General features: G+C 39.2%; 25 protein-coding genes. 5 read left to right on the forward strand and 20 right to left on the reverse strand.

The genetic code is table 11. The features are described 5' to 3' along the window. Nucleotides 1-279: 279 nt before the first annotated feature. The 4 genes from A374_RS06805 to A374_RS06815 form a co-directional block, all read right to left on the reverse strand. Nucleotides 280-681 (reverse strand): hypothetical protein, encoded by a 402-nt coding sequence (locus A374_RS06805; RefSeq protein WP_007201462.1) that lies wholly within the window; start codon nucleotides 679-681, stop codon nucleotides 280-282. Next, complete coding sequence (locus A374_RS19465; protein ID WP_007201463.1) at nucleotides 681-929, reverse strand: hypothetical protein; 249 nt, start codon at nucleotides 927-929, stop codon at nucleotides 681-683. The genes A374_RS06805 and A374_RS19465 overlap by 1 nt, the downstream gene beginning before the upstream one ends. A gap of 93 nt (nucleotides 930-1,022) precedes the next feature. Beyond that, entirely contained in the window at nucleotides 1,023-1,985 is a 963-nt protein-coding gene (locus A374_RS06810; protein WP_007201464.1) for an L-threonine 3-dehydrogenase, read from the reverse strand. A gap of 42 nt (nucleotides 1,986-2,027) precedes the next feature. Next, complete coding sequence (locus tag A374_RS06815) at nucleotides 2,028-3,221, reverse strand: glycine C-acetyltransferase (RefSeq protein ID WP_007201465.1); 1,194 nt, start codon at nucleotides 3,219-3,221, stop codon at nucleotides 2,028-2,030. A gap of 263 nt (nucleotides 3,222-3,484) precedes the next feature. Between A374_RS06815 and A374_RS06820 the strand changes: the two genes are divergently transcribed. After that, nucleotides 3,485-4,117, forward strand: coding sequence for an ATP-binding cassette domain-containing protein (locus tag A374_RS06820; RefSeq protein ID WP_007201466.1), 633 nt, complete (start codon nucleotides 3,485-3,487; stop codon nucleotides 4,115-4,117). Between the two features lie 18 nt (nucleotides 4,118-4,135). Continuing rightward, complete coding sequence (locus A374_RS06825; RefSeq protein ID WP_007201467.1) at nucleotides 4,136-4,858, forward strand: peptide ABC transporter permease; 723 nt, start codon at nucleotides 4,136-4,138, stop codon at nucleotides 4,856-4,858. A gap of 35 nt (nucleotides 4,859-4,893) precedes the next feature. On the opposite strand, the gene A374_RS06830 is transcribed toward A374_RS06825, so the two are convergent. The 8 genes from A374_RS06830 to A374_RS06860 all read right to left on the reverse strand — a co-directional run bounded on the left by A374_RS06830 (nucleotide 4,894) and on the right by A374_RS06860 (nucleotide 11,176). Then, complete coding sequence (locus A374_RS06830; RefSeq protein ID WP_007201468.1) at nucleotides 4,894-5,526, reverse strand: response regulator transcription factor; 633 nt, start codon at nucleotides 5,524-5,526, stop codon at nucleotides 4,894-4,896. Further along, on the reverse strand, nucleotides 5,526-6,548 hold the full coding sequence (locus A374_RS06835) for a sensor histidine kinase (protein WP_007201469.1): 1,023 nt from the start codon (nucleotides 6,546-6,548) through the stop codon (nucleotides 5,526-5,528). Before A374_RS06835 ends, A374_RS06830 begins: the two co-directional genes overlap by 1 nt. Next, a complete protein-coding gene (gene liaF, locus A374_RS06840; RefSeq protein WP_007201470.1) occupies nucleotides 6,545-7,255 on the reverse strand; it encodes a cell wall-active antibiotics response protein LiaF in 711 nt (236 codons plus the stop codon). Before liaF ends, A374_RS06835 begins: the two co-directional genes overlap by 4 nt. Nucleotides 7,256-7,332: 77 nt before the next feature. Continuing rightward, nucleotides 7,333-7,977, reverse strand: coding sequence for a PspA/IM30 family protein (locus A374_RS06845; protein WP_007201471.1), 645 nt, complete (start codon nucleotides 7,975-7,977; stop codon nucleotides 7,333-7,335). Between the two features lie 17 nt (nucleotides 7,978-7,994). Then, nucleotides 7,995-8,336 carry a lmo0954 family membrane protein gene (locus A374_RS06850; protein ID WP_007201472.1) on the reverse strand — a complete coding sequence of 114 codons (342 nt, stop codon included), beginning with the start codon at nucleotides 8,334-8,336 and terminating at the stop codon, nucleotides 7,995-7,997. A 522-nt stretch (nucleotides 8,337-8,858) separates the two neighbouring features. Then, nucleotides 8,859-9,677: a multinuclear nonheme iron-dependent oxidase gene (locus tag A374_RS06855; protein ID WP_007201473.1), complete on the reverse strand. Its 819-nt coding sequence runs from the start codon at nucleotides 9,675-9,677 to the stop codon at nucleotides 8,859-8,861. Then, nucleotides 9,655-10,770 (reverse strand): hypothetical protein, encoded by a 1,116-nt coding sequence (locus tag A374_RS19470; RefSeq protein ID WP_007201474.1) that lies wholly within the window; start codon nucleotides 10,768-10,770, stop codon nucleotides 9,655-9,657. The genes A374_RS06855 and A374_RS19470 overlap by 23 nt, the downstream gene beginning before the upstream one ends. Beyond that, nucleotides 10,760-11,176, reverse strand: coding sequence for a hypothetical protein (locus A374_RS06860; RefSeq protein WP_007201475.1), 417 nt, complete (start codon nucleotides 11,174-11,176; stop codon nucleotides 10,760-10,762). Before A374_RS06860 ends, A374_RS19470 begins: the two co-directional genes overlap by 11 nt. A 429-nt stretch (nucleotides 11,177-11,605) precedes the next feature. Here A374_RS06860 and A374_RS20530 point away from each other — a divergent pair, with 429 nt between their 5' ends. Beyond that, nucleotides 11,606-11,926: a TIGR04104 family putative zinc finger protein gene (locus tag A374_RS20530; RefSeq protein WP_156793165.1), complete on the forward strand. Its 321-nt coding sequence runs from the start codon at nucleotides 11,606-11,608 to the stop codon at nucleotides 11,924-11,926. Between the two features lie 90 nt (nucleotides 11,927-12,016). On the opposite strand, the gene A374_RS06870 is transcribed toward A374_RS20530, so the two are convergent. Beyond that, nucleotides 12,017-12,325, reverse strand: a complete 309-nt coding sequence (locus A374_RS06870) for a hypothetical protein (RefSeq protein ID WP_007201477.1) — start codon at nucleotides 12,323-12,325, stop codon at nucleotides 12,017-12,019. Between the two features lie 26 nt (nucleotides 12,326-12,351). Beyond that, the gene (locus A374_RS06875; RefSeq protein ID WP_007201478.1) at nucleotides 12,352-13,554 is read right to left on the reverse strand and encodes a ParM/StbA family protein; all 1,203 of its coding nucleotides are present in this window, start codon (nucleotides 13,552-13,554) and stop codon (nucleotides 12,352-12,354) included. A gap of 327 nt (nucleotides 13,555-13,881) precedes the next feature. On the opposite strand from A374_RS06875, the gene A374_RS06880 reads away from it, so the two are divergent. Beyond that, a complete protein-coding gene (locus tag A374_RS06880) occupies nucleotides 13,882-15,180 on the forward strand; it encodes an NCS2 family permease (RefSeq protein WP_007201479.1) in 1,299 nt (432 codons plus the stop codon). A 68-nt stretch (nucleotides 15,181-15,248) separates the two neighbouring features. Beyond that, nucleotides 15,249-16,847 carry a glycoside hydrolase family 55 protein gene (locus A374_RS06885; protein ID WP_007201480.1) on the forward strand — a complete coding sequence of 533 codons (1,599 nt, stop codon included), beginning with the start codon at nucleotides 15,249-15,251 and terminating at the stop codon, nucleotides 16,845-16,847. A 17-nt stretch (nucleotides 16,848-16,864) separates the two neighbouring features. Here A374_RS06885 and A374_RS06890 read toward each other — a convergent pair whose 3' ends face one another. The 6 genes from A374_RS06890 to A374_RS06915 all read right to left on the reverse strand — a co-directional run bounded on the left by A374_RS06890 (nucleotide 16,865) and on the right by A374_RS06915 (nucleotide 21,285). Then, nucleotides 16,865-17,521 (reverse strand): hypothetical protein, encoded by a 657-nt coding sequence (locus A374_RS06890; RefSeq protein WP_007201481.1) that lies wholly within the window; start codon nucleotides 17,519-17,521, stop codon nucleotides 16,865-16,867. After that, nucleotides 17,518-18,285, reverse strand: a complete 768-nt coding sequence (locus A374_RS06895) for a hypothetical protein (RefSeq protein ID WP_007201482.1) — start codon at nucleotides 18,283-18,285, stop codon at nucleotides 17,518-17,520. The genes A374_RS06890 and A374_RS06895 overlap by 4 nt, the downstream gene beginning before the upstream one ends. After that, nucleotides 18,282-18,920, reverse strand: coding sequence for an ABC transporter ATP-binding protein (locus tag A374_RS06900; RefSeq protein ID WP_007201483.1), 639 nt, complete (start codon nucleotides 18,918-18,920; stop codon nucleotides 18,282-18,284). Before A374_RS06900 ends, A374_RS06895 begins: the two co-directional genes overlap by 4 nt. Continuing rightward, entirely contained in the window at nucleotides 18,917-19,696 is a 780-nt protein-coding gene (locus A374_RS06905; RefSeq protein ID WP_007201484.1) for a hypothetical protein, read from the reverse strand. Before A374_RS06905 ends, A374_RS06900 begins: the two co-directional genes overlap by 4 nt. A 118-nt stretch (nucleotides 19,697-19,814) precedes the next feature. Next, the gene (locus tag A374_RS06910; protein WP_007201485.1) at nucleotides 19,815-20,618 is read right to left on the reverse strand and encodes a hypothetical protein; all 804 of its coding nucleotides are present in this window, start codon (nucleotides 20,616-20,618) and stop codon (nucleotides 19,815-19,817) included. A 28-nt stretch (nucleotides 20,619-20,646) separates the two neighbouring features. After that, complete coding sequence (locus A374_RS06915; protein WP_007201486.1) at nucleotides 20,647-21,285, reverse strand: ABC transporter ATP-binding protein; 639 nt, start codon at nucleotides 21,283-21,285, stop codon at nucleotides 20,647-20,649. Nucleotides 21,286-21,666: the final 381 nt, after the last annotated feature.

The following is a 21,666-nucleotide window of genomic DNA, read 5'->3' on the forward strand; positions in this document are numbered from 1 at the left end:
TCTGCGCGCGAATCGAGGCCTCCTGCGCGCGAACGGACATACTTTGCGCGCGAATCGAGTGCTCCTGCGCGCGAACGGACATGCTTTGCGCGCGAAGCGGGGTCTCCTGCGCGCGATCACTTTCAATAAATAGCTTACACTCTATGTCTACATGCATCTGAGAGCTTCTGGCATGCTCTAGCGTTGCAATAACAAGCAACATAAAAAATGGCTCTTATCATCAAAATCGATGAGGAAGCCATTTTTTATAAGTTACGGCTATTTGTGTCCCGGCCTCTCCTACTGATCTTGCGAATCCATTTCTAGACTCTCAACCATTTGATTTTTTTTCACTTCTAAGCGAACCATTTTTCCTTTTAGCATTGCTTTGTTTGTTTCATCATCATATTCAAAATCTTTTCGTTTCTTATATGATTTCACACCAGTAGGTACTTTCACTGTAATCGTTGTTGGCGTATCTTTTTGTAGCGTTCCAATGACATGAAAGTCACCATCTCTTTCTTTTTCGTACACCCCATTAGCATTGGCTAATGCTTTTGCTGTGAGCTCTATACTTTCTGCTTGCTGTTGTTTAGCATCCACTTCCACTTTAACTTCTTTTCCATCCACTTTTTTCGGTGTTTTCTCTTCACGCTTGAATGATGGTAATTTTGTTACGCTCACTTTTTTCTGATCAATCATTAATGTGATTTCTTTAGCGGTTTCACACTTTTTACTACGCCAACTAAGTCAAAATCTTCATCCGTTTTTTTCGCATCAGGATCTTTAGCGTATTGTTGTAGCTTCCGTTCTGATGTAGATGTTTGTTGCTTTGAAGCGGGTGTTTGTTTCGTTTTCGGGTGACTCTCTTCATTTGAACAACCACTTACGATACTTGTTGTTAATGCAAAAGCCAAGGGAAGTGCAACGATAGTCATTTTTTTAGCCATAACGATATCCTCCTACTGTTGATGCATACACAGTTTGTATTCCCCTTGTCACTTTGTCAAAACTAAAAAAAGAAGCCTCCACAGAGGCCTCCCTTAGTTCGTTACTTTATTGTTTAATTTATCATTTAATTTCGTTAGCATGTCTTGTGTCATCGAATCAAGATCATATTGGGCTTTAAAGCCCCACTCAGCAATGGCCGCAGAGGAATCGATCGCATTTGGCCAGCTTTCGGCAATGCCTTGACGAATTGGATCGACATCATAATCCATTGTAAAGGTTGGCATGACTTTTTTAATGCTAGCAGCAATTTGTTCAGGCTCAAAGCTCATTGCAGAAACGTTAAACGAGTTGCGGTGAATAAGCTTGGCAGGATCTGCTTCCATCAAATCAACGATCGCATTAAGCGCATCCGGCATATACATCATATCCATGTACGTTCCAGCGTCGATAAAGGACGTATAACGACCTTTTTGAACCGCATCATAATAAATTTCAACCGCATAATCCGTCGTACCACCACCTGGAGGTGCTACGTAAGAGATGAGACCTGGGAAACGCAAGCCACGCGTATCTAAGCCGAATTTTTGGAAGTAATAATCACAAAGCAATTCACCAGATACTTTGTTCACACCGTACATCGTTGTTGGACGTTGAATCGTATCTTGTGGTGTTTGATTTTTTGGTGTAGACGGACCGAAAGCACCGATCGAGCTTGGGGTGAAAAATTGACATTGGTTTTCACGCGCTACTTCTAGTGCGTTGACAAGACCGCCCATATTTAAATTCCAAGCTAGCAACGGTTTTGCTTCCGCTGTTGCCGAAAGTAGTGCTGCTAAGTGAATAATCGTGTCTACATTATATTTTTTTGCAAGATCAGCCATTGCTTGTGCATCCGTTACATCTAACGTTTCAAAAGGACCAGAAGTCACAATTGGGCTATCTGTTTTGCGAATATCAGTAGCAATTACATTTTCTGCGCCATATATGTTGCGGGTTTTCTCAGTCAGTTCAGAACCAATCTGACCAAGAGCCCCGGTAATTAAAATCTTTTTCATTGGAAGTTCCTCCACCTACGATACTAGAATATCTTCTACCTTTTACGAAATGATGCCCATTTCTTTGCCGACTTTTTCATACACAGTAAGTGCTTCATCAAGCATCTCTCTCGTATGTGCTGCTGTTGGCATATTACGCACGCGACCTGTGCCACTTGGAACCGTTGGGAATACGATTGATTTCGCATAAACGCCTTCTTCATTCAATCGTTTGCTAAATGCTTGTGTTTTCACTTCATCGCCGATAATAACTGGCGTGATTGGTGTTTCACTGTCTCCCGTATTATAGCCAAGCTTTTTTAAGCCTGCCTTTAGGTAACCAGCATTCTCCCATAAGCGCTCCTGAAGCTCTGTGCTTTCGCTTAGTATTTCAATGGCTTTCGTACATGCCGCCGCATCTCCCGGTGTTAAAGACGTCGAGAATAAAAACGGACGACTTCTTACTTTTAACCAATCAATTAAATCTTTGGAGCCGGCTACATAACCACCAACGACACCGATTGCTTTTGAAAGAGTACCAATTTGGAAATCTACTTGATCGGACAGTCCGAAATGCTTCACTGTTCCTGCGCCTTTACCAAGAACACCTGAACCGTGAGCGTCATCTACGTACGTAAGTAAATCAAATTCTTGTGCAATTTTCACAATCTCAGGAAGCTTTGCAATATCACCGTCCATTGAGAAAACGCCATCTGTAATCACCATTACTTTATTGTAAAGACCAGATTCTGTCGCTTCTTTCGCCTTCGCACGCAAATCTTCCATGTCAGAATGATTGTAACGAATCACTTTAGCACGTGATAAGCGACAACCATCAATGATGGAAGCGTGATTCAGTTCGTCAGAAAGAATGGCATCGTTTTTATCCATAACAGCAGAGATTGCTGCCATATTACAGTTAAAGCCTGATTGATAGGCAATGGCTGCTTCTGTATGTTTAAATTCTGCTAGCTTTTCTTCTAGCTTAATGTGGACGTCAAGCGTACCGTTTATTGTGCGCACAGCCCCTGCACCTACACCATATTCATCGATTGTTGCTTTGGCAGCTTGCTTTAATCGCTCATCTGTAGCAAGTCCTAAATAGTTATTGGAAGAGAGGTTAATCAGCTCTTTTCCACCGACTTTAATGATCGGTCCATTTGCACTTTGCAGAGGATCAATTTCGTTATAAAGACCTTTTTCTTTTAAACTTCCTAAGTTTTCTTGTAAGAAATGGTCCAATACTTTGCTTGTCATACAAACGCCCTCTTTCATGAATAGATTGTTATATAAGACTGCACAAATGTACACGTGGAAAAGACATGAACAGCCTGGTATTCCTATGTTTTCGCTCTATATTCTATCATACTTCGACAGTGTGTACATCATACATTGACAGTTTCTTTTTTGCTAAAAAAGGATGGTGTTTTCCAGATTTCTTCTAGTTTATTTGACAAATATAACCGTAATTAGAGAAACTAGTATGTGGAAGATCTACACTTTAGATGAGGAGTCATGCAATGAACATAGAAAATTATACGTTAAAAGTAAAAGGAAAAACGTTGCTAAAAGAGACCGATCTGGCCTTTTCTACAGGAGTCATTAGTCATATTGTCGGAAAAAACGGAGTAGGTAAATCGCAGTTTGCAAAAGATTTACTACTTAACACTAGTAAGCAGATGCTACCTGATGTTCAGGAAAATGTTTGCTTAATCTCAAGTGCATCCAACATTCCACACGATGTATCCAAAGATTTCTTGTTGCGCTTTTTACGAGATACATTCAATGAACAGATGATTTCCCGTATGGAACAGCTCTTAAATCTGAGTAACATTGATGGAAAGATTCTCATCAAACATTTAAGTGATGGGCAAAAGCAAAAGTTAAAATTGCTTAGTTTCTTATTGGAAGACAAGGCGATTATCGTGCTAGACGAAATTACGAATTCACTTGATAAAAAAACGATTATGGAAATTCATCAATTTTTAAATGAATACATAGAAGAACATCCAGAAAAAATCATTATTAATATTACACATGAATTATCTGATTTGAAGGCAATTGCCGGAGACTATTATTTATTGCATGAGCAGCGAATTGTACCGTTTGCTTCTGCAGAACAATTAATTGATGTATACATACATGAAGCATAAGAAAAGTGGGGGTTCCTTGTGAAGTTAGAAATTAAAAAAAGCTTTAGCAATAAAGTCGTTTGGATTTTAGCGGCTATGGTGATGTTTATGTTTTTAATGGGGTATTTTTTACTTGTTGGTATTGATAAAGTGAACCATGTTACGTATAACATGTTTTTCTTCAGTTCATATACAGTAGCAACCCAATTCGGTTTAATGCTCTTTTCCTTTGTAATTGCTTTCTTTATTAATCGTGAATACTCTAATAAAAATATACTATTTTACAAGTTAATTGGCGAAAGTGTTTACTCGTTCTTCTATAAAAAAATAGGTGTGTTGTTTCTTGAAAGCTTTGTCTGTATTACGATCGGTTCATTATTGTTGTCTATTATGTTTCATAATTTCTCACACTTTTTCTTGATGCTCTTTTTATTTTCAGCTGTGATTTTACAATACATACTAATCATCGGAACAATCAGCATTCTATGCTCAAACATATTGATGAGCATCGGCATTAGCATTGTGTACTGGCTTACTTCTGTCATTCTCGTTGCCGTCGATCCTAAGCTGTTTGGATTTATTGCACCATTTGAAGCGAGCAATTCACTATCACCGCGCCTTGATCACGTATTACAGTCACAGCATGGTTCGTTACCATCTAGCAACTATGCGACCATTTTGCTGTATTTGCTTGCTCTATTGGCCGTCAATTTCATTATTCTTCGCTTCTCAAAAACACGATGGGTAAAGATGGGGTTATAAAAACATGAAAGCGAGCCGTAGCTGTGCTCGCTTTTTTATTGCACCAACGCATGCTTAAACGCATAAATCACGGCTTGCGTACGATCTTGTACATCAAGCTTACTTAGTATGTTAGAAACGTGCACTTTGACTGTCTTTTGTGCGATAAACAAGGCATCGGCAATCTCTTGATTGGATTTTCCTTCTGCAAGTAATAACAACACTTCTAGCTCACGATTTGTCAGTTCTTCATGCGGTAAGTGGGGGGAGCCTGTACGCATCCGCTGCACCATTTTCCCTGTCACTTCCGGTTCGAGCACGGACTGACCTCGGTACGCCGCCCGAACGGCATCGGCAATTTCACTCGCTTTTGACGTTTTTAATAAGTAACTTAACGCGCCTGCTTCAAGCGCTGGGTATACTTTTTCATCGTCAAGAAAGCTTGTAACGATAATAATTTTCGCTTGTGGCCATTGTTGCATGATTTGTTTCGTCGCTTCAATACCGTCCATTTCCTTCATCACTAAATCCATCAAAATGACGTCTGGCTTTAAAGAGTGGGCAAGGGCAATCGCTTGTTGACCATTTTCCGCCTCACCAATCACTTCAATATCAGGCTGCGCGGATAAGTAGGCAGAAATGCCGATGCGCACCATTTCATGATCATCTGCAAACAAGACCGTAATCATTACCTCACTTCCTTTCTCATATATGGTACTTTGACTTCCAACCGCGTTCCTTTGCCTGGAAGGCTCACAACTTTAAAGGTTCCCCCAATTTCTAATGCACGTTCTTGCATCGTATCTAGACCATACGAACTCGTTCGTGCCTCTTCTAGTAAGAACCCTACGCCATTATCTGCGACGCGTAAAATCACAAACCCATCACGTTCAAGCAGCAGCACCTCTACGTAATCTGCTTTCGCATGGCGTAACATATTCGATATGCCTTCTTGAAAAATACGAAACAAGTGATCTTCAATGCCTTTTGATAAAACGATCGGCTCGATTTTTTGCTTGAGCGTAATGGCGCTTTTTTCCACAAATTCAAGCAACAGCTCTTTCATGCCGTCTTGAAGAGATTTACCTTTTAACGCTGCTGGTCGTAAATGCAGCAACAGCGCTCGCATTTCCACTTGTGATTGATGGATCATTTGCTCTACTAGCGCAAGCTGCTGATTCCGCTCTCCTGTCTCATTCACGGCTGATAGCAGCATCGACGCTGCAAACAGCTGTTGACTGACAGAGTCATGCAGCTCACGCGCTAAGCGCTGGCGTTCACGGGACACCATTTCTTGAACAAGCTTTTCTTGATGCTCCGCTTTATCATTCGCTAATTTCTGTGACGCCTTCACTTGCTCTTGCACGTGCAATTGTGCTTGCTTGATCTCTTCCCAGAGCGTTTGAAGCTCCGCTGTTTTCTGTTCTTCAGGAATCACGACCGCTTTCCCTTTTGCGACATCTTGAATGCCAAGCGAGAGTAGACGCGCTTGACGAGCGACCATAGAGCCGAACATCGTGCCAAGAAAGATTGCCATCACAAGACAGGCAAGCAGCAACAGTACGAATAGCGGCAAGCCAAACAGTGAATAGTGCCAATAAGCAATCACGCCATTCTTCCCAAATATCACGTACACGCTCGCAAATAATATGCCGCATAATAACAAAGAAAAACACGTCCAAACAATGATTAAACGCACAGTTAACTTCATACGCGCTTCACCTCTACATCACCGATGAGCATTTTTGTGATCACCTTGATTCGTTGCGGAGAGCGCCCATATTCTTGTGTTTCATAGGAAAATGTTGCATTAAAGGCTTGCGATTCGCGCTGTTCAAACACCGTCGTATTGCCAAACATGACTGAATGTTGCAGCGATAGTGACGTTTCATATGGCAACAATAGCTCCACATGACCAATTAAACTAGAAATCATAATAACCGATTCTCCGGTTGGAAGCACCGTGTTACTAAGATCAATTTTATAGTCACCGATTCCACAGTGAATGACGATATCATTCCATTCATAAACCGAAGACGGCGTTTCTTGCCGACCGAACCACCGATTTTTAAAAAGCAGCTCTTTTTTTACGAGAAAATCGTTTTGTTGAGAAGAAGGCTTGCCTTCAAAGACTGGTGTTATGACATGTGGTGCTTTTTTTGATTGATACATTTTTACGAGCCAATACGCAAGCAAGATCACAATAAGCAACCGAACGAGCACTAAGCTTAGCAATGTAAAAACAAGACCAATCACACCAAACCAAAAGAGTAATTTCCCAAAAAAACGATTCCCTTTTCGCCCAAAATAAATACAAATGGCGAAAAACAAAAAAGAAAAGAGGGGGCCACCTCCTTGAAACAATACATCGATCATGAGCAACAGACTACCAATGAGCACAATCCAGCTCGTTTTCATAGCGCTCCCTCCTTTCAAAAACGTTTACGCGTGAAAAAGGCGTACTCACATACGCCTTTAGAATAGCACATTGCGCCTTATGAAAGAGTGTTCTTTTTTTCCTGCTGAAATTCCTTTTTTTCAAGTGCAAGAAAGCGTTCATCAAGCGAATGATCATAACTTTTTGTCGTCGCTTCTCGCTCTAATCTCGCTAAGTAATGTTCCATCTCATCGAATCTTGTATAGGATGCTTCGCGTTCGGATGGCTGTAGGAGCTTATTCATGCCGTGCCGCGCACGAGCGACGTTCTCGCGTCCCATAAATTCCATACGGCGGACGTGCATATCTTTTAGCTTATGCTTCATTTCTTCAAATTTCTCTTGCAGCGTTTCCAGCTCCTGATTCGCCTCTCTCTTCGCTTCGTGCAAGCGCTCTATTCTTGCTTCATAGCGTGTCACTTCGGTTTGAGCAAGCTCGTATAAGGGCATTTCTCCAGCTTCTTGCGCCAATACCGCTTGTTCTTTTCGTTTTTGCATTGCCATTTGTGCTTGCCGCTCCTCACGCGCAAACTCTTCACAAAGAAAAGCTTGTCGTTCTACGAGTGTTCGCACGTGCTCCGTTTCTTTCTCACAACCTCGTAAATAATGATTTAACATGGCTAGCGGATTTTTTTGTTCTTTCTCATCTAGCAAAGCATGAAAATCAGCTGTTACTACTTCCTTCATTCGCGTCCATAATGACATGTATTCTCTCTCCTTTTTTACGTACGTTTTAGTTCTTGCCACTGTCGTTCAAAGTTTGTAAAGGGATCTTGAGAAGCTGCGCAGGATTCTTGCTTTTGCCATTTGCGATAGACAACGTATAAAACATAACCTGCTACAATACCGATGAGCGCTGGGGCATTGACGAGCATCGCAATCAGTGCAATGAGAGCAATGATTCCAGCTGCTAGCTTCTTACCGACTGTCTCTGCTTTAATAAAAATCCGCAGTGCGACAAAGCCAATCGCGAGCGCTATAACCATCCCAACCATCGAACCAAGATGCGCGAGTAATACAATACCGGCAATGATCCCGACGACTACTAAACCAACTTTTTTCATCTGATCACTCCCTCCTTTCATACTCTAAGCTTACCGATTTTGCTTCAGATCTATAATGTCCTCGCGCTGTAATTTCAGCTAAGGCTTTAGGCGTAGGGAAGGTAGGACGAATGTTTGAGTACGGAATAAATGTAAGAGTGGCAAATAAAAGAAACACAAATGGAAAGAGAAGTCTTAAAAAGTACTTGGAGTTTTTCAATGAAGGAATAAAAAAAGGGGACTAGAAAGCGTAGATTTCAACCTTTCAAGTACCATGCTCTATGTTTTTGCTCGATTTAAGTAGAAAAAGGATGACGCTGTCATTAAAGTGTTTCACTTAAAATCCATGTCTCTACAAGGCATTATTGAATAAGTTGACGAGTATATCATGTACTATAATGAAGAAAGGGTACAAGAAAATTAGGCTACAATTCGCCAATGGAAATTGGGCGGAAAGCAACCTAGTAAGGGGGTTCTAAAGCTATAACAGTCTAACAGTTTATTTAATAGGTTTTAGACTGGATGTTAAATTTCTCTATTGTCTTAAACCAGTGCATTCTCTAAAGATGCTTCTTTTAACTTCTGAATATCAATTAATGTATCTTCTAATGAATGAACACCAAAATCGCGCTCTAATAAAAGATATTTAGGATTGCATTTTTTAAGAATTAATTTTAAAGAATCTAAAATTTCTTGATCTAGTCCATTGGCATGAGAATCTCGTAAAAATCCATTTTTTAAACGTGTAAATCCGGATACATGTACACAAATCACATCATCAAATGGATATTCATTGATATAGTCGGTAAAGGAAATATTGTTATTGAAGGATGTTACATAAGCATTTGTGACATCGAACATTAGCTTTATTTCTTTTGAAGTCACGTCCATTAGTGTTTTGAAAAATTGTGCTTCTGTAAGCTCATTATCCGAACTTAATTGATTTTGAGTAATATTTTCAACTAAAATCAAGTCCGGAAAGTATTCTTTAACTGTTTCTAAATTTTTCGCTAAAATTTCTACAGATTTTTTCGAATATGATATTGGAAAAACAGTAGAAAGATATTTACCTTGAAGATGCGAAAATGCTGCATGATCAGAAAAGTATTCAGCATTACAGTAATGATGTTGAAAAAAATATTTATTTAAAGAAGGGGTATGAACTCCCTCTTTTGAACCTAATGAAGACTTTAAACTATGTATTCCTATGCTAACTTTATGATAATTGCTCAATTCCACTAATTTTTTCATTGTTTTAACATCAGTTATATCAGGCATGATTTCAATAAAATCTATATGAGGGAAAATTCCTTCAATCCATTCTTCATGAATAAAATCTCTATAACAAAGTCCGATTTTCATTTATAAAATCCTTTCTATAAACCAAAATAATTATTGCCGCAAGCATATTTAAAATCAAAATTAAATATTGTATTCCATGGAGGTACATTGCTAAAAGCGTAAAACATAATAGTGAAACTGCAGATATTAAATTGAGTATTTGTAAGGATAATTTTGTGTTTATACCTTTATTTATTCGGATAAATGTAGCCCGAACTTCAATACTTATGGAAATACCAATAGCAACAAGTATACTAAACAAAATAACTTGCACAAATAAATAATCCCCATAAATATTTAATATTAAAAATGATAATATTATGAATATGTATAGAATAATTTTCCCCATAAAGCTATTCTTAAATGTTATATTTTGAAAAAACCTCAAATAAAGTACGGAAACAATTCCAGGTAACATAAATACTATACTAGAATATTCAAGTATCCCTTTCTTCTTTAATTCGACTATGAAAAGCGGAATCCAAAAAACTGCAGTAGTACCCAATAAAATCAATATAAATAAATAGATTTTTCCTTTTACTCTACCACTCTTCTTTTCTACTTTTACTTTTTTTGGTTCTGGTTGTAGACTAACAGTGGTAAGAACTAAGAATGATGTAAGTAATATTAAGTTATAATTTTGCAATGATACATTATGTAGAATAGCTCCTACTGAAAAGCCAATAATCTTCGAAATATTTTTGAACAACGTTATACTAATCAATCCCGATTTTGCATTTCCTTTAAATCCAATGATATTTTGCTCAAAAGATAGTAAATGAAGTGAAAAGGATAATGTACAAAAGGTGTATAAGATTATTAGAATAAAAAGTTCTTTTTCACTAGTAAATAAGAAGAAGTTCGATATCAAAAGAAAGATTACTGTTGCTAAACTCAAATATCTTGTAGGTAACTGCGAAAGTTTTTGAAACCACGTTAAATCGAAAAAAACAATAATATCAATTACGGTGCTCATTAGTAGAATTAAAAATGGCGAGGCAAGGTTTGAAGAAATTAATCTTGTTGTCGCATAAGCAAAAAATAAACCTGATGATAGAATAGCTACTAGGTAGAGATAACTTATTTTTTTATAATTTATTGTTTTAGATCTCATAGAATATTGAAGCCTCAGTCTGATTCATTTTAAATTTCTTGTATTCATCTAATGAAGAAAATTCATATACAGCTCCTAGATCATCTAAAGAAAGATATAAATAATAAGTATCCTTAGTAAAAAATAGTATTCCATAATTAAAATCACTGTAGTATGTAACTATAAACTCTGCTACCTCATGGGCTAGAGAAATTTCTCCTTTTTCTTTTAGGAGTTTAATAATATCAATCCACAAATAAAAGTTAAATTCACAATCCTGATTAAAATATGCTTTATATATCTCTGTTTTCACGTCTAAAGAAAGTTCTGTTAAAGACGGAATGTTATGTTCTAATGCTAATATAAACTTGTCTATTTTTTTAAGTATCAATTGGTCAAATATTTCATCGTTAGTTAAATAAGTCATATTGTTTTAGCATGCATAAATAAAAGCATAGATGTTATGACATCTATGCTTTTATTAAACATTTAATCAGTCATAGCAAGTTTCATTTGCGAATTTTTTATTAGACTTTTTAATCGTTCTTACGCGCATGCTATTTACCTCCTCTGATTTTAAATATCCTATGTAATCATCTAAATCAATCGTAGCAAGTTTCATTTGCGAATTTTTTATTAGACTTTTTAATCGTTTTTACGCGCATACTTTTCACCTCATCTCAAGTAGTTTAAGTAACAATAAACATTACAAAAATATACTATCATTGTTTTTTTGTATGTAAATACTTTTTAAGGAAATATTGTAACAATCTATATTTTCTGTTATATTAGTACTGTATTTTTTAAATAATCTCTCACTTCAATCGATTGTTTTTAAAAAAAGGGGGTCATTTCTTTGAAAATACAGAAGTGTGTAAATTGCCAACAGCCGTTTACATGGGGAGAAGTTATGAAAGCATCTAGTGTTTGGCGGCAATTAACGTGTACAACTTGTGGGTGCAAGCACAAAGTAACATCATCATCAAGAATGCTATCAGCGCTAATGATTGCTTTTATCGTTTTTTCTAACATGTATGTACGTAACTTAACTACGATTTCGCTGTCTTTTCGCCAAACGTATTTCACGTGTACTCTAGTAGTATTAATCATTTTTGCGGTTCTTCTTCCGTACATTTTGAAGTTTAAATCCTTAAACGAACACGAACAATCGGCATAAGAAGCTTTCACTGCAATCATCTTACATATCATTTTACATTTTACAAAAAACGCCCCGCATGGAAGCTTGCTACCATGCGGGGCGTTCTGATTATGTCCAAGAATCAATATCGTCTTCGTCAATTTCTTCTTCTGCTGGCTCTTCATAAGCTAAAGATTTACCAGTAGGTGCTGTACTCTCTTCGTAACGGCCTGCTGCTACTTCATCCATAAAGCCACGATCGGACGGGACGTGCTGTTGCAAGTTACGGACACCGTTTGCTTTGATTTCATTTTCGACTAAGAAACGAATCGAATCCATTAAGTTTGATTGCGCATTAATCCAGTCAATAATGGCGGGGGCTTCGTTTTTCTTTGTTTTCAGTGAAATGTTATCACCTGGTTTTTTCTGCTTTTTCATGTATTACACCCCCTCACTATGCTGAATTATTGTTTTACCGGTTGCTTTGCTCGTTCTTTAATCGCGCTATAAATTTTACCACGAACGAATGAATTAAGACCATTCGCATTCATGGCTACTGCAAATTTTGCCGGAATGTACAGCAATTGAATTTCGCGCTCGTCACCAAGTTCTTTTAACATTGGCTCTAAGATCGGACGCATTAAAATGCTACCGCCACCGTACACACAAATCATGTCAATTTCATTTCTTGCTTTCGTTAATTGCTTGCGAATGTTATTAATGATTTGACGTGCTTGTCCTTCTAATGGACGCTTTAGTGTTTTCATCGCGCGCGCATGATATTTATGATTCGGGTTTTTAATCACATCGCTGAAAAATTGACGCGGGCTGTCTGGAAGATGAATCAAACGGTTAAACTCGCTTAACGCTTCTTCGATCGCATAGCCTGCTCCGTGATTTGATCCGTGAACGAACTGACGCAAAAATTTATTGCCTTCTGTAATCGGATACTCTGTTGAGCCATCACCGATATCGGTATGAAGAATCTTCTTATTTTTAAAGAAGCTGCCGTTAAAGTTTTTCGGCATATCATAGGCTTGTACGAAATCATTAAAGATTTCACCTTTTTTCCAATTGCCTTCTTCATCCTTTTGTAGTGAGAACGTAACCGGAGTTGCTTCTGGAATAACTTTTACAAAATCAAAGACCACTTTTACAGCCACGCGTTCTTTACCGACGTGAACAGTGACATGATGAGGACCTTTCATGAAGCGTTGCTCAAATTTTGCTGCTGATTCATCAGAATGCTGTGTAATCGGCAAAGCCGTTGCCATATCAACAGCAACATCAATTGTTTTTGGCAGCTTACCTTCTTGCGCAAAGCCTTTTTGAACAGCTACTGCCGCGATATGAGCCAATGTATTCACGATTGGTAAGTCGATTTCATATTTGTAATCCACACCAACTTGAATATTTTCAATTAATTCGCCACTTTCTAAAGCGAACTTTCCTACATAATACATACCCGCACGTGCAGATGGAGAATCTATCGTTACGATTAAATTATCTTGAAGATTGCGCACGATTGTTTCTGGCGCTTGCTCTTCGCTCCATGGCAGTTGATCAACCGCACAATTCACATTTGGTTGTTGATACAAACGTCCGTCAATGTAAATATCATGCTCGCTGTTTCCATTATCATTACCTACTAAAAATTGAAATTGCATAGGTCTAATTCCTCCTAATATTTTATATGAAGTTACCTGATGACACAAGGTATTACTGAGCCTTACGAAACTATGTATCTTCGTTTGTGTTGCAGTAGCACACTGTTTAGAAAGTTCTACTCTATAGAACTTCGAACACTAACAGCAGAATGCGACACCTCGACTACTATTAATATTTGACAATTTTTGCGGAAACCCTCTTATTATACTGTGAAACTTTACAGAAGCTCGTTGAAATTGACTGGATAAAAAATCCTTCCTTACTTTCTCGCTTTTTTATGGTAAAGTTATAAATTAGTTTATATAAAAGCAAGGAGTGTCACCACTATGTTTAAAATCAAGGAGCGAAATAGCAGTGTTCGCATTGAAGTTCTCGCTGGTATTACGACCTTTTTAACGATGGCTTATATTATTGTTGTCAACCCAATGATCCTTCGCGATGCGGGCGTTCCCTTTAATCAAGGTTTCACCGCTACCATTATCGCAACCGTCATCGGGACGTCATGCATGGCACTATTTGCGAATTATCCGATCGTCATCGGACCTTCCATGGGGTTGAATGCCTATTTCGCCTATTCGGTTATTAGCAATCATCATATTCCGTATGTTATTGGTTTTTCCGCTGTTTTTGTTACTGGTATTATTTTTCTACTACTTTCGCTCACATCTTTTCGAGCTAAACTGATTCAAGCCATTCCTGCTAATTTAAAGCATGCAATTGCCGCTGGTATCGGTTTATTTATTACCTTCATCGGTCTTCGTCTGTCAGGGATTGTCGCTGATCATCCTACAAATTTAGTAACACTTGGTGACTTTAATTCACCAAAAGTAGCGCTCACGCTCGTTGGGATCGTCATTACCATTACACTCATGACGCTAAATGTTCAAGGCGCCTTATTTATCGGCATGATTCTCACAGGCTGCATTGCTTTTTTTACAGGCAAACTTCATTTTCAATCCGGCATTGTATCCATTCCTCGCCTACCAGAAGGCGTGCTCGTTTACAATCCGATTCAATCTGTTGCGGATGTGATCCATTTCGGATTATATAGTGTCGTCTTTTCATTTCTACTCGTTATGTTATTCGATACGACCGGCGCACTACTTGGTATCGTGCGCCAAGCAGGCTTATTAAAAAATGATAAGCTCGACCGCGCTGGCAGTGCCTTTTTCTCCGATTCGATCGGAACGGCCGTTGGGGCCATGTTTGGAACGAGCCCTACAGCTGCAAGTGTTGAATCGTCGGCTGGTGTTGGCTCTGGCGGGAAAACAGGTGTAACGGGACTTATTGTTGTCGTTCTATTTATTGTGGCCGCCTTCTTTAGCCCGCTCGTGAGCGCAGTCTCATCCGTTCCAGCCATCACAGCACCAAGCTTAATTATTGTTGGAAGCTTTATGATTAAAAGCATATCAGAAATTAACTGGAATGACTTCGATGAAGCCTTCCCAGCCTTTCTAGTTATCGTCAGTATGCCGCTCACGTCAAGCATTGCAAACGGCATTGCCCTTGGCTTTATTGCCTATCCAATCATGAAATTCGCTAAAGGAAAAATTCGCGAAGTACATCCGCTCGTCTATATTTTTGCGGCCCTCTTTTTATATCAACTGATTTTTTTAATGAACTAAACCTTCTAATCTAGGAGGTTTTTTTTTATAATCGGGAATACTATAGATCATGAAATGAGGTGATTAGCGTGCTTCATTTAGAAAAAAATCATACGCCCACGAAAAATAGCGCACTACTTGATGAACTATTTACTGCCGAAATAAACATGGCACGCGCTCAAAAAGAAACCGAAGCGCTGTTTGAAACAACGTCACTGCCTGATTTACACAGTATGAAAAGCTTGTTCGCAGCTACCGACGTTCCGCCTCGAGATGTTGTGCATTATAATGGCACGCACATTTTACCTAGTTGGAAACAAACGCTAGATCAAGAATATGACAATCTATGTTGCAAAACAAAGCAAGTGAATGTGCGTGACTATGGAGCTGTTGGGGATGGCAAAACCGATGACACGCTCGCCTTTCAACGCGCAATTGGACGTGGCAACGTATCGGTATACGTTCCGCAAGGCGTTTATATAACAAAAGGTGTGCGCTTACCGTCCTGGACCCGGCTATATGGCGATGGCAAAGGAAAAACAATTCTAAAACTACACGATTTTGCACCAAAGTCCGCATGGGTGATTGCCAATCGTTCTTTTTTTCGCGGCAACGATCATCTTGCTGTGGAACATATGAGTCTCGATTGGAACGTAGAACGTCTTTCTGCAACAGAGAAAACAGCAGCCGGCAATAATCGGTCAAGCGCCCTCACATACGCACACGTAACGTATGGCTGGGTCACAGGTGTGGAAGCAATTAATCCTGGGTTGCATTGCTTTGACGTGTCTAGCCATCGCTATACGTATTGGGGAGACGGTACACGCGCCCGTCGTCGCAGTCGTTACGTTTGGCTTGATCAGTTAACTGGCTACGGCTTTGGTGATGATGGGGCGACTACACATCATAGTGAGTACGTGCTTATTTCCAACTGTCATTTTTCCGACCCAAGCGGACGTGCGCACGATACAGGCTTTTCCAACTCTAACGGTTTTGAAATTGATGACGGCTCGAGCAACGTGATGTTGCTCAATAACTCTTCGGCTCGTTGCTTTGGTGGTGTTGAAATTAAAGCGCACCATCATTGTGCGGCAGCTTCGCATACGATTATAAATGGTCACATTTCAGTGCATGACAATCGCTCTTTCAATTTCCGCCACATCGGTCATCATATTGAAAGTGATCCTGAATCGCTCAGCGCTTATAACATTACGGCGAGTCGTCTCGTTGCCATCGCACCTATTCGCACTCCGCTTTATAAAGACTCTACCCAGCGTGCGCTCGTCGTTTCTGCGTATAGGAATGTCGTCATCAATCACATGATTGCGATTGGCGATGCTCATTACGATTACAAGGAGCAGCCTGTACTCGCTCTGCAATACCGTTCACGTCATATTAAATTGCATAACATCACCATTCGACAGTTTACAAGTGCTTCTGCCGATATACAGCTATTCGGAGGCTCTCACGGCACCGATGATGTCGAGCTGTGCAACGTAACAATTACCGATTCTGCTCCAATCGCCATTCAGGTTGGACCGAACATTACTAAGCTCGCACTGCATCATGTAACTGCTACCCGTAAACAAGGAAACAAAGCACTATTGCTCGACGGTTCCAAGGCGAACATCCATCACTTCAAAGCAGATGGGTACCGATTGCCTGTATCGACTGGTAAAACACACTAAAATAAAGCTGCAGTGGGTTACGCCCAATCTGCAGCTTTCATTCGATACATATACCCAACAGACACAATCGTACAAGTAAGCACTAGCAACAGTGAAGGCACGACGACGGCGTGCTGCCAAATAAAATAAGCATTGCCGTACATCCACGGTGCGTATTCATTCACCTTTGGCAGAAGCGAAGAGCCTAGCAATAGAAACAGCCAAACCGTATAAGCACCTTCCGCCTGTCGTACGCCATCTTGCAAGAGACGTAAGACCATAATGAGCAGACTTAAGCTTACCCATGCATACACATATGAAAAAATGGTACCGAGCGACAAAGAACCGATTGTGAAACTACCAACAGCTGAAATTAGTAGAAAAACCGCACTCCATAGCAGGATGATCTTCCGTTCACGAGCAATCAATGTGGAACGCGATCCCATTCTACCCGTAAATAACGGATACAATACCGTTCGATCCTCCAGACGGCGCATCACAAACAATGCGCCGAAAACCGTAAAACCAATCCATAGAATCGAATCCATAATTGGCACCCTATTCGTAAACGCAATGGCGGCATCAATCGATCCCGCACCTTCATTTTTCCAGATGGAGCCGTCTATCTTTCCTTTTCCGAAAAGCGTCACCGCTCCTAACAGAATCCAGAGCACATCCAATACATACCGCTTCATCCTCGTCCCGTCCTTGGCATGACAAGACTGATTCGGTTAATAATCCCATACAAAACAAAGAGTACAAATATCGTATATACGGCATTAGCGATTAGAATGAGCACAGCCGACGTTCCGGCAAAATAAGGATTTAGCAAAATTCCTTCTCCGGGGAATAAACCTTTAAACCCTAGTCCACCTTTAAAAGCCATTAATAAGAAAAAGGATAAAGCATACGGAATGATAAAAGAAAACACGATATTTTTCGTTAAAAACGCAACAAACAAGCCAATCATAGCAATAAAAAATAAGCCGAAGAAATCAATAACAAAGTGTGTAAACACAAACAGAGAAGGACTGCTTTTCGACGTTAACAACAGATGATGATCCATTGCCGCAAACCCGTTATAACGAACATAGCCGATAATGTAACCCCAAAATACGATACTAACGACAACAAACGTAACTATGCCTAAGATGATCGCAACATATGACCAAAATAACGTGTTCCGTTTCTCTAATTTCGAAAGCGCCGACGTTCCTACATAACTCCAAAGCCATTGCGTCAAATCAAACGTTAAAAGAATTACCATAAGCGGCGCAAAGAAATACATAATAAGCATGGTTCCACTTACTTCAAGCATCCAATCGTTGCTCGACAGCGCCCCTTTGTAATCCATATATGTAGGTCTTGTATTATAGGACGCTAGTGCTGTTGCTAGAAACACGAGCAAGAATCGTTTCCATCGTAATTTAATATTGATTAAAAATAACTGTTTGATCATTGTTTCGTAACTTCCTTTAACGTACCTTCCTCGATTAAATAGACACGATCACACAGTCTAGCAATCTCGTCTTGATGATGTGAAACGATGACTGCACTCGCTCCTTTACTCCGTGCTTCTAGCAGTACTTCTTCAAAACGCGCACGGCTTTTCTCATCCAACGCATTTGTCGGCTCATCGAGCAACAGCAGCTTCGGTTCTTCCATGAATGCTTGCACGAGACCTAGTCGTTGATTCATGCCGAGTGAATACGTTTTAACAGGATCTTTTAAATCTGGATCAAGGAAAAAGTGTTTCATCGTTTCCCGAATGCGTTGTTCATCGATCTTGTTTTGAATACGAGCTAGCATTTTTAAGTTTTCCATCCCAGTTAACCGTTCAATAAAGCGCGGCGTTTCGATTAAAAGTCCAATGTTGCCAGGAAACTCTCCTATGTTAATCTTTTTACCGTGAACTGTCGTTTCTCCTTGATCGGCATACATTAGTCCAGCAAGCATACGAAGAATCGTCGTTTTACCAGAACCGTTACCACCTATGATTCCAACAATCTCGCCTTCTTTAATTTGTAGTGCTACATCCTCCAATACGCGTTTTCCTTTAAAACGTTTTTGTACGTGATCTAGTGTTGCAATCATCGAACAAGCCCCTTTCTTCTTTTTATAGTCATAATGATAAATGTTACAAGCACGATGAGTAGCGATCCGCCGATCCAAGCGGTAAGGTTATCGATAATAGGCTGATTACTTAGGCCTTTATGGACTAATCCAGCAGATATCCTTTGAAATAGATATTTCTCTCCTATAAAGGCAAGCACATAAATGAGCAGAATCGGTGTAATACTAAGGAAGAGAAACGGATAAACAAGGGTTTCCCATCTTCGTTTCGTAATTTGTAAGAATAAAAAAGTGACAGTTGCGTAAAAGATTGCTTGCAGCCATTGAAAGAAAAAAAGAAGAAGCATCGTTAGAATAGGACCGTGGTGACCTCCTAAACCAGGTGCAATCGTATAAGTATCCATTGTCCAAGTGTTTCCAGACACAATCATGAGACCAATTAAGGAAAGTACGTCTGCTACGACAATAAATGCAGTGATCATGACTATTATATTGAGGAAATTTTGTCTGATAAAACGAGCATAACCTCCCCTAACGATGCTCCAAACTTTTATATCACTAAACCACTGCCTTGCTGTGAGGTCAGATACGAGAATAATAATAAATAGAGGTACAATCACACTTAATAGTTCGAAATGTGAAAAAAGAGCAAGAAACAAAAAAGAATTAATACCTGGTTTATAGGGCCCACCGGTCCATATTATCGAATGTTCTATACCAGTCATGGTTGCACCTACTGCAAATAGGATGGCTAATATACTAAATAAAAGAGTGTGTTTTTTAAAATAATAATTCATTTCATCCTCCGCTAAAAAAGACTAAGAAAAGACGGATACCCATAACTTAAATTTACTGAGATTGTCTCCTATCGAAACACTTTTAATAACATACTCACTATTTGTTATGATGAAGCTGTTATCGAACAAGCCCCTTTCTTCGTTGGTATCGCATAACAACCGGGATGAGTAGAGAGAAAAGAAAAGTAAAGCCCCCTATAGTCAATACACTTTTTAGCAGGTAATCCCACTTTGGCTCTCCATAATCACTCACTAAAACACTCCCATATCCCGATAGCGGTTTAACAAATCTGTCAGGAACATCTAGAAATTCTGGCAATAAGTTATAAGCAAGAATTGGAATCACTATTAGAATGATAAAAGGATAAACCACCGTTTCCCATGTGCGTTTTGTAAATAACGAGATTAAAAACGTTCCAGAAGCAAATAAAAGTGCGGTAAATAGTTGCATCAACACAAGAATAACCATTGTGGTGATCGGTCCATAATTTCCATATAATCCTGGTGCAATCGTGAACGAATGAGAAGTCCAGTTGTTTCCAAGCTGAAACATAAGACCTATTAAAGAAAGAAAGTCTCCGGCAAGTTCAAATAAAATAACACCACCAATTACTTTTAAAAAAGTACGTACACAATACTGACGGTAACCTCTGCGAAGTATATTCCATACTTTCATATCACTGTGCCATTCCCGACCCGTTAATTCGGATACGAGCACAATTGTTAGAACATTTCTAAGTACAAAGAAGTATTCTCCATCAAAAAAAATATCGTGAAATAATACTGAATTAATTCCAGGCTTAAAATCAGGGAAATCTATTAATGTCGTGACACCCATATTAAGTTGAATGATACCTGAGACAAAGATCAGTAATAATATAAGAATCGTACGGTTTCTTACCAAAAATCGTTTTATGTCCATTGAGACCATCTCCTAAACTGACATTGAATCATTGCCCCGTCACTTCCTTTAACGTACCTTCTTCAATTAAATAGACGCGATCACACAATCTAGCAATCTCATCTTGATGATGCGAAACGATGACAGCACTTGCTCCTTTACTCCGCGCTTCTAGCAGCACTTCCTCAAACCGCTGACGGCTTTTCTCATCCAACGCATTTGTCGGCTCATCGAGCAACAGGAGCTTCGGTTCTTCCATGAATGCTTGAACGAGGCCAAGTCGTTGATTCATGCCGAGTGAATACGTTTTAACAGGATCTTTTAAATCTGGATCAAGGAAAAAATGTTTCATCGTTTCCCGAATGCGAGGTTCGTCGATTTTGTTTTGAATGCCCGCGAGCATTTTTAAGTTTTCCATACCGGTCAGTCGTTCAATAAAGCGCGGCGTTTCAATTAAAAGTCCGATGTTTCCAGGAAACTCTCCTGTATTAATCTTTTTACCGTGAACTGTCGTTTCTCCTTGATCGGCATACATGAGTCCAGCAAGCATACGAAGAATCGTCGTTTTACCAGATCCATTGCCACCTATGACACCGACAATTTCCCCTTCTTTAATTTGTAGTGCTACATCCTCCAATACGCGTTTTCCTTTAAAACGTTTTTGTACATGATCTAGTGTCGCGATCATCGAACAAGTCCCCTTTCTTATTTTTTATAGTGGTGAACCTGATGAATTTTCTATTCTTTTAAAAAACGATTTAACATAAAAACATTGAGTGTACTATACGATACAGAACACATGTTACTCCATTCTCATCGGTCAATCAACAGTATTTGGTAAATCTTCATTTTTTCTTAAGATTCTTAAGAATTTCATCATAAAAACAAAAAACTCGCGAGAACAAACAGCGTGTTCTGGCGAGTTTTATTACGTATTTCTTTGTAATGCTACACCTTCTTAAATTTGTACATGATCTAGTTTCATAATCATCGAGCAAGCCCCTTTCTACGTTGGTGTCTCATGACAATCGGTATTAGCAGAACGAAAAGAAGCGTAAATCCTCCTATA

It is taken from the genome of Fictibacillus macauensis ZFHKF-1 (genome assembly GCF_000269865.1).
GTDB classification, from domain to species: Bacteria; Bacillota; Bacilli; order Bacillales; family Fictibacillaceae; genus Fictibacillus_C; species Fictibacillus_C macauensis.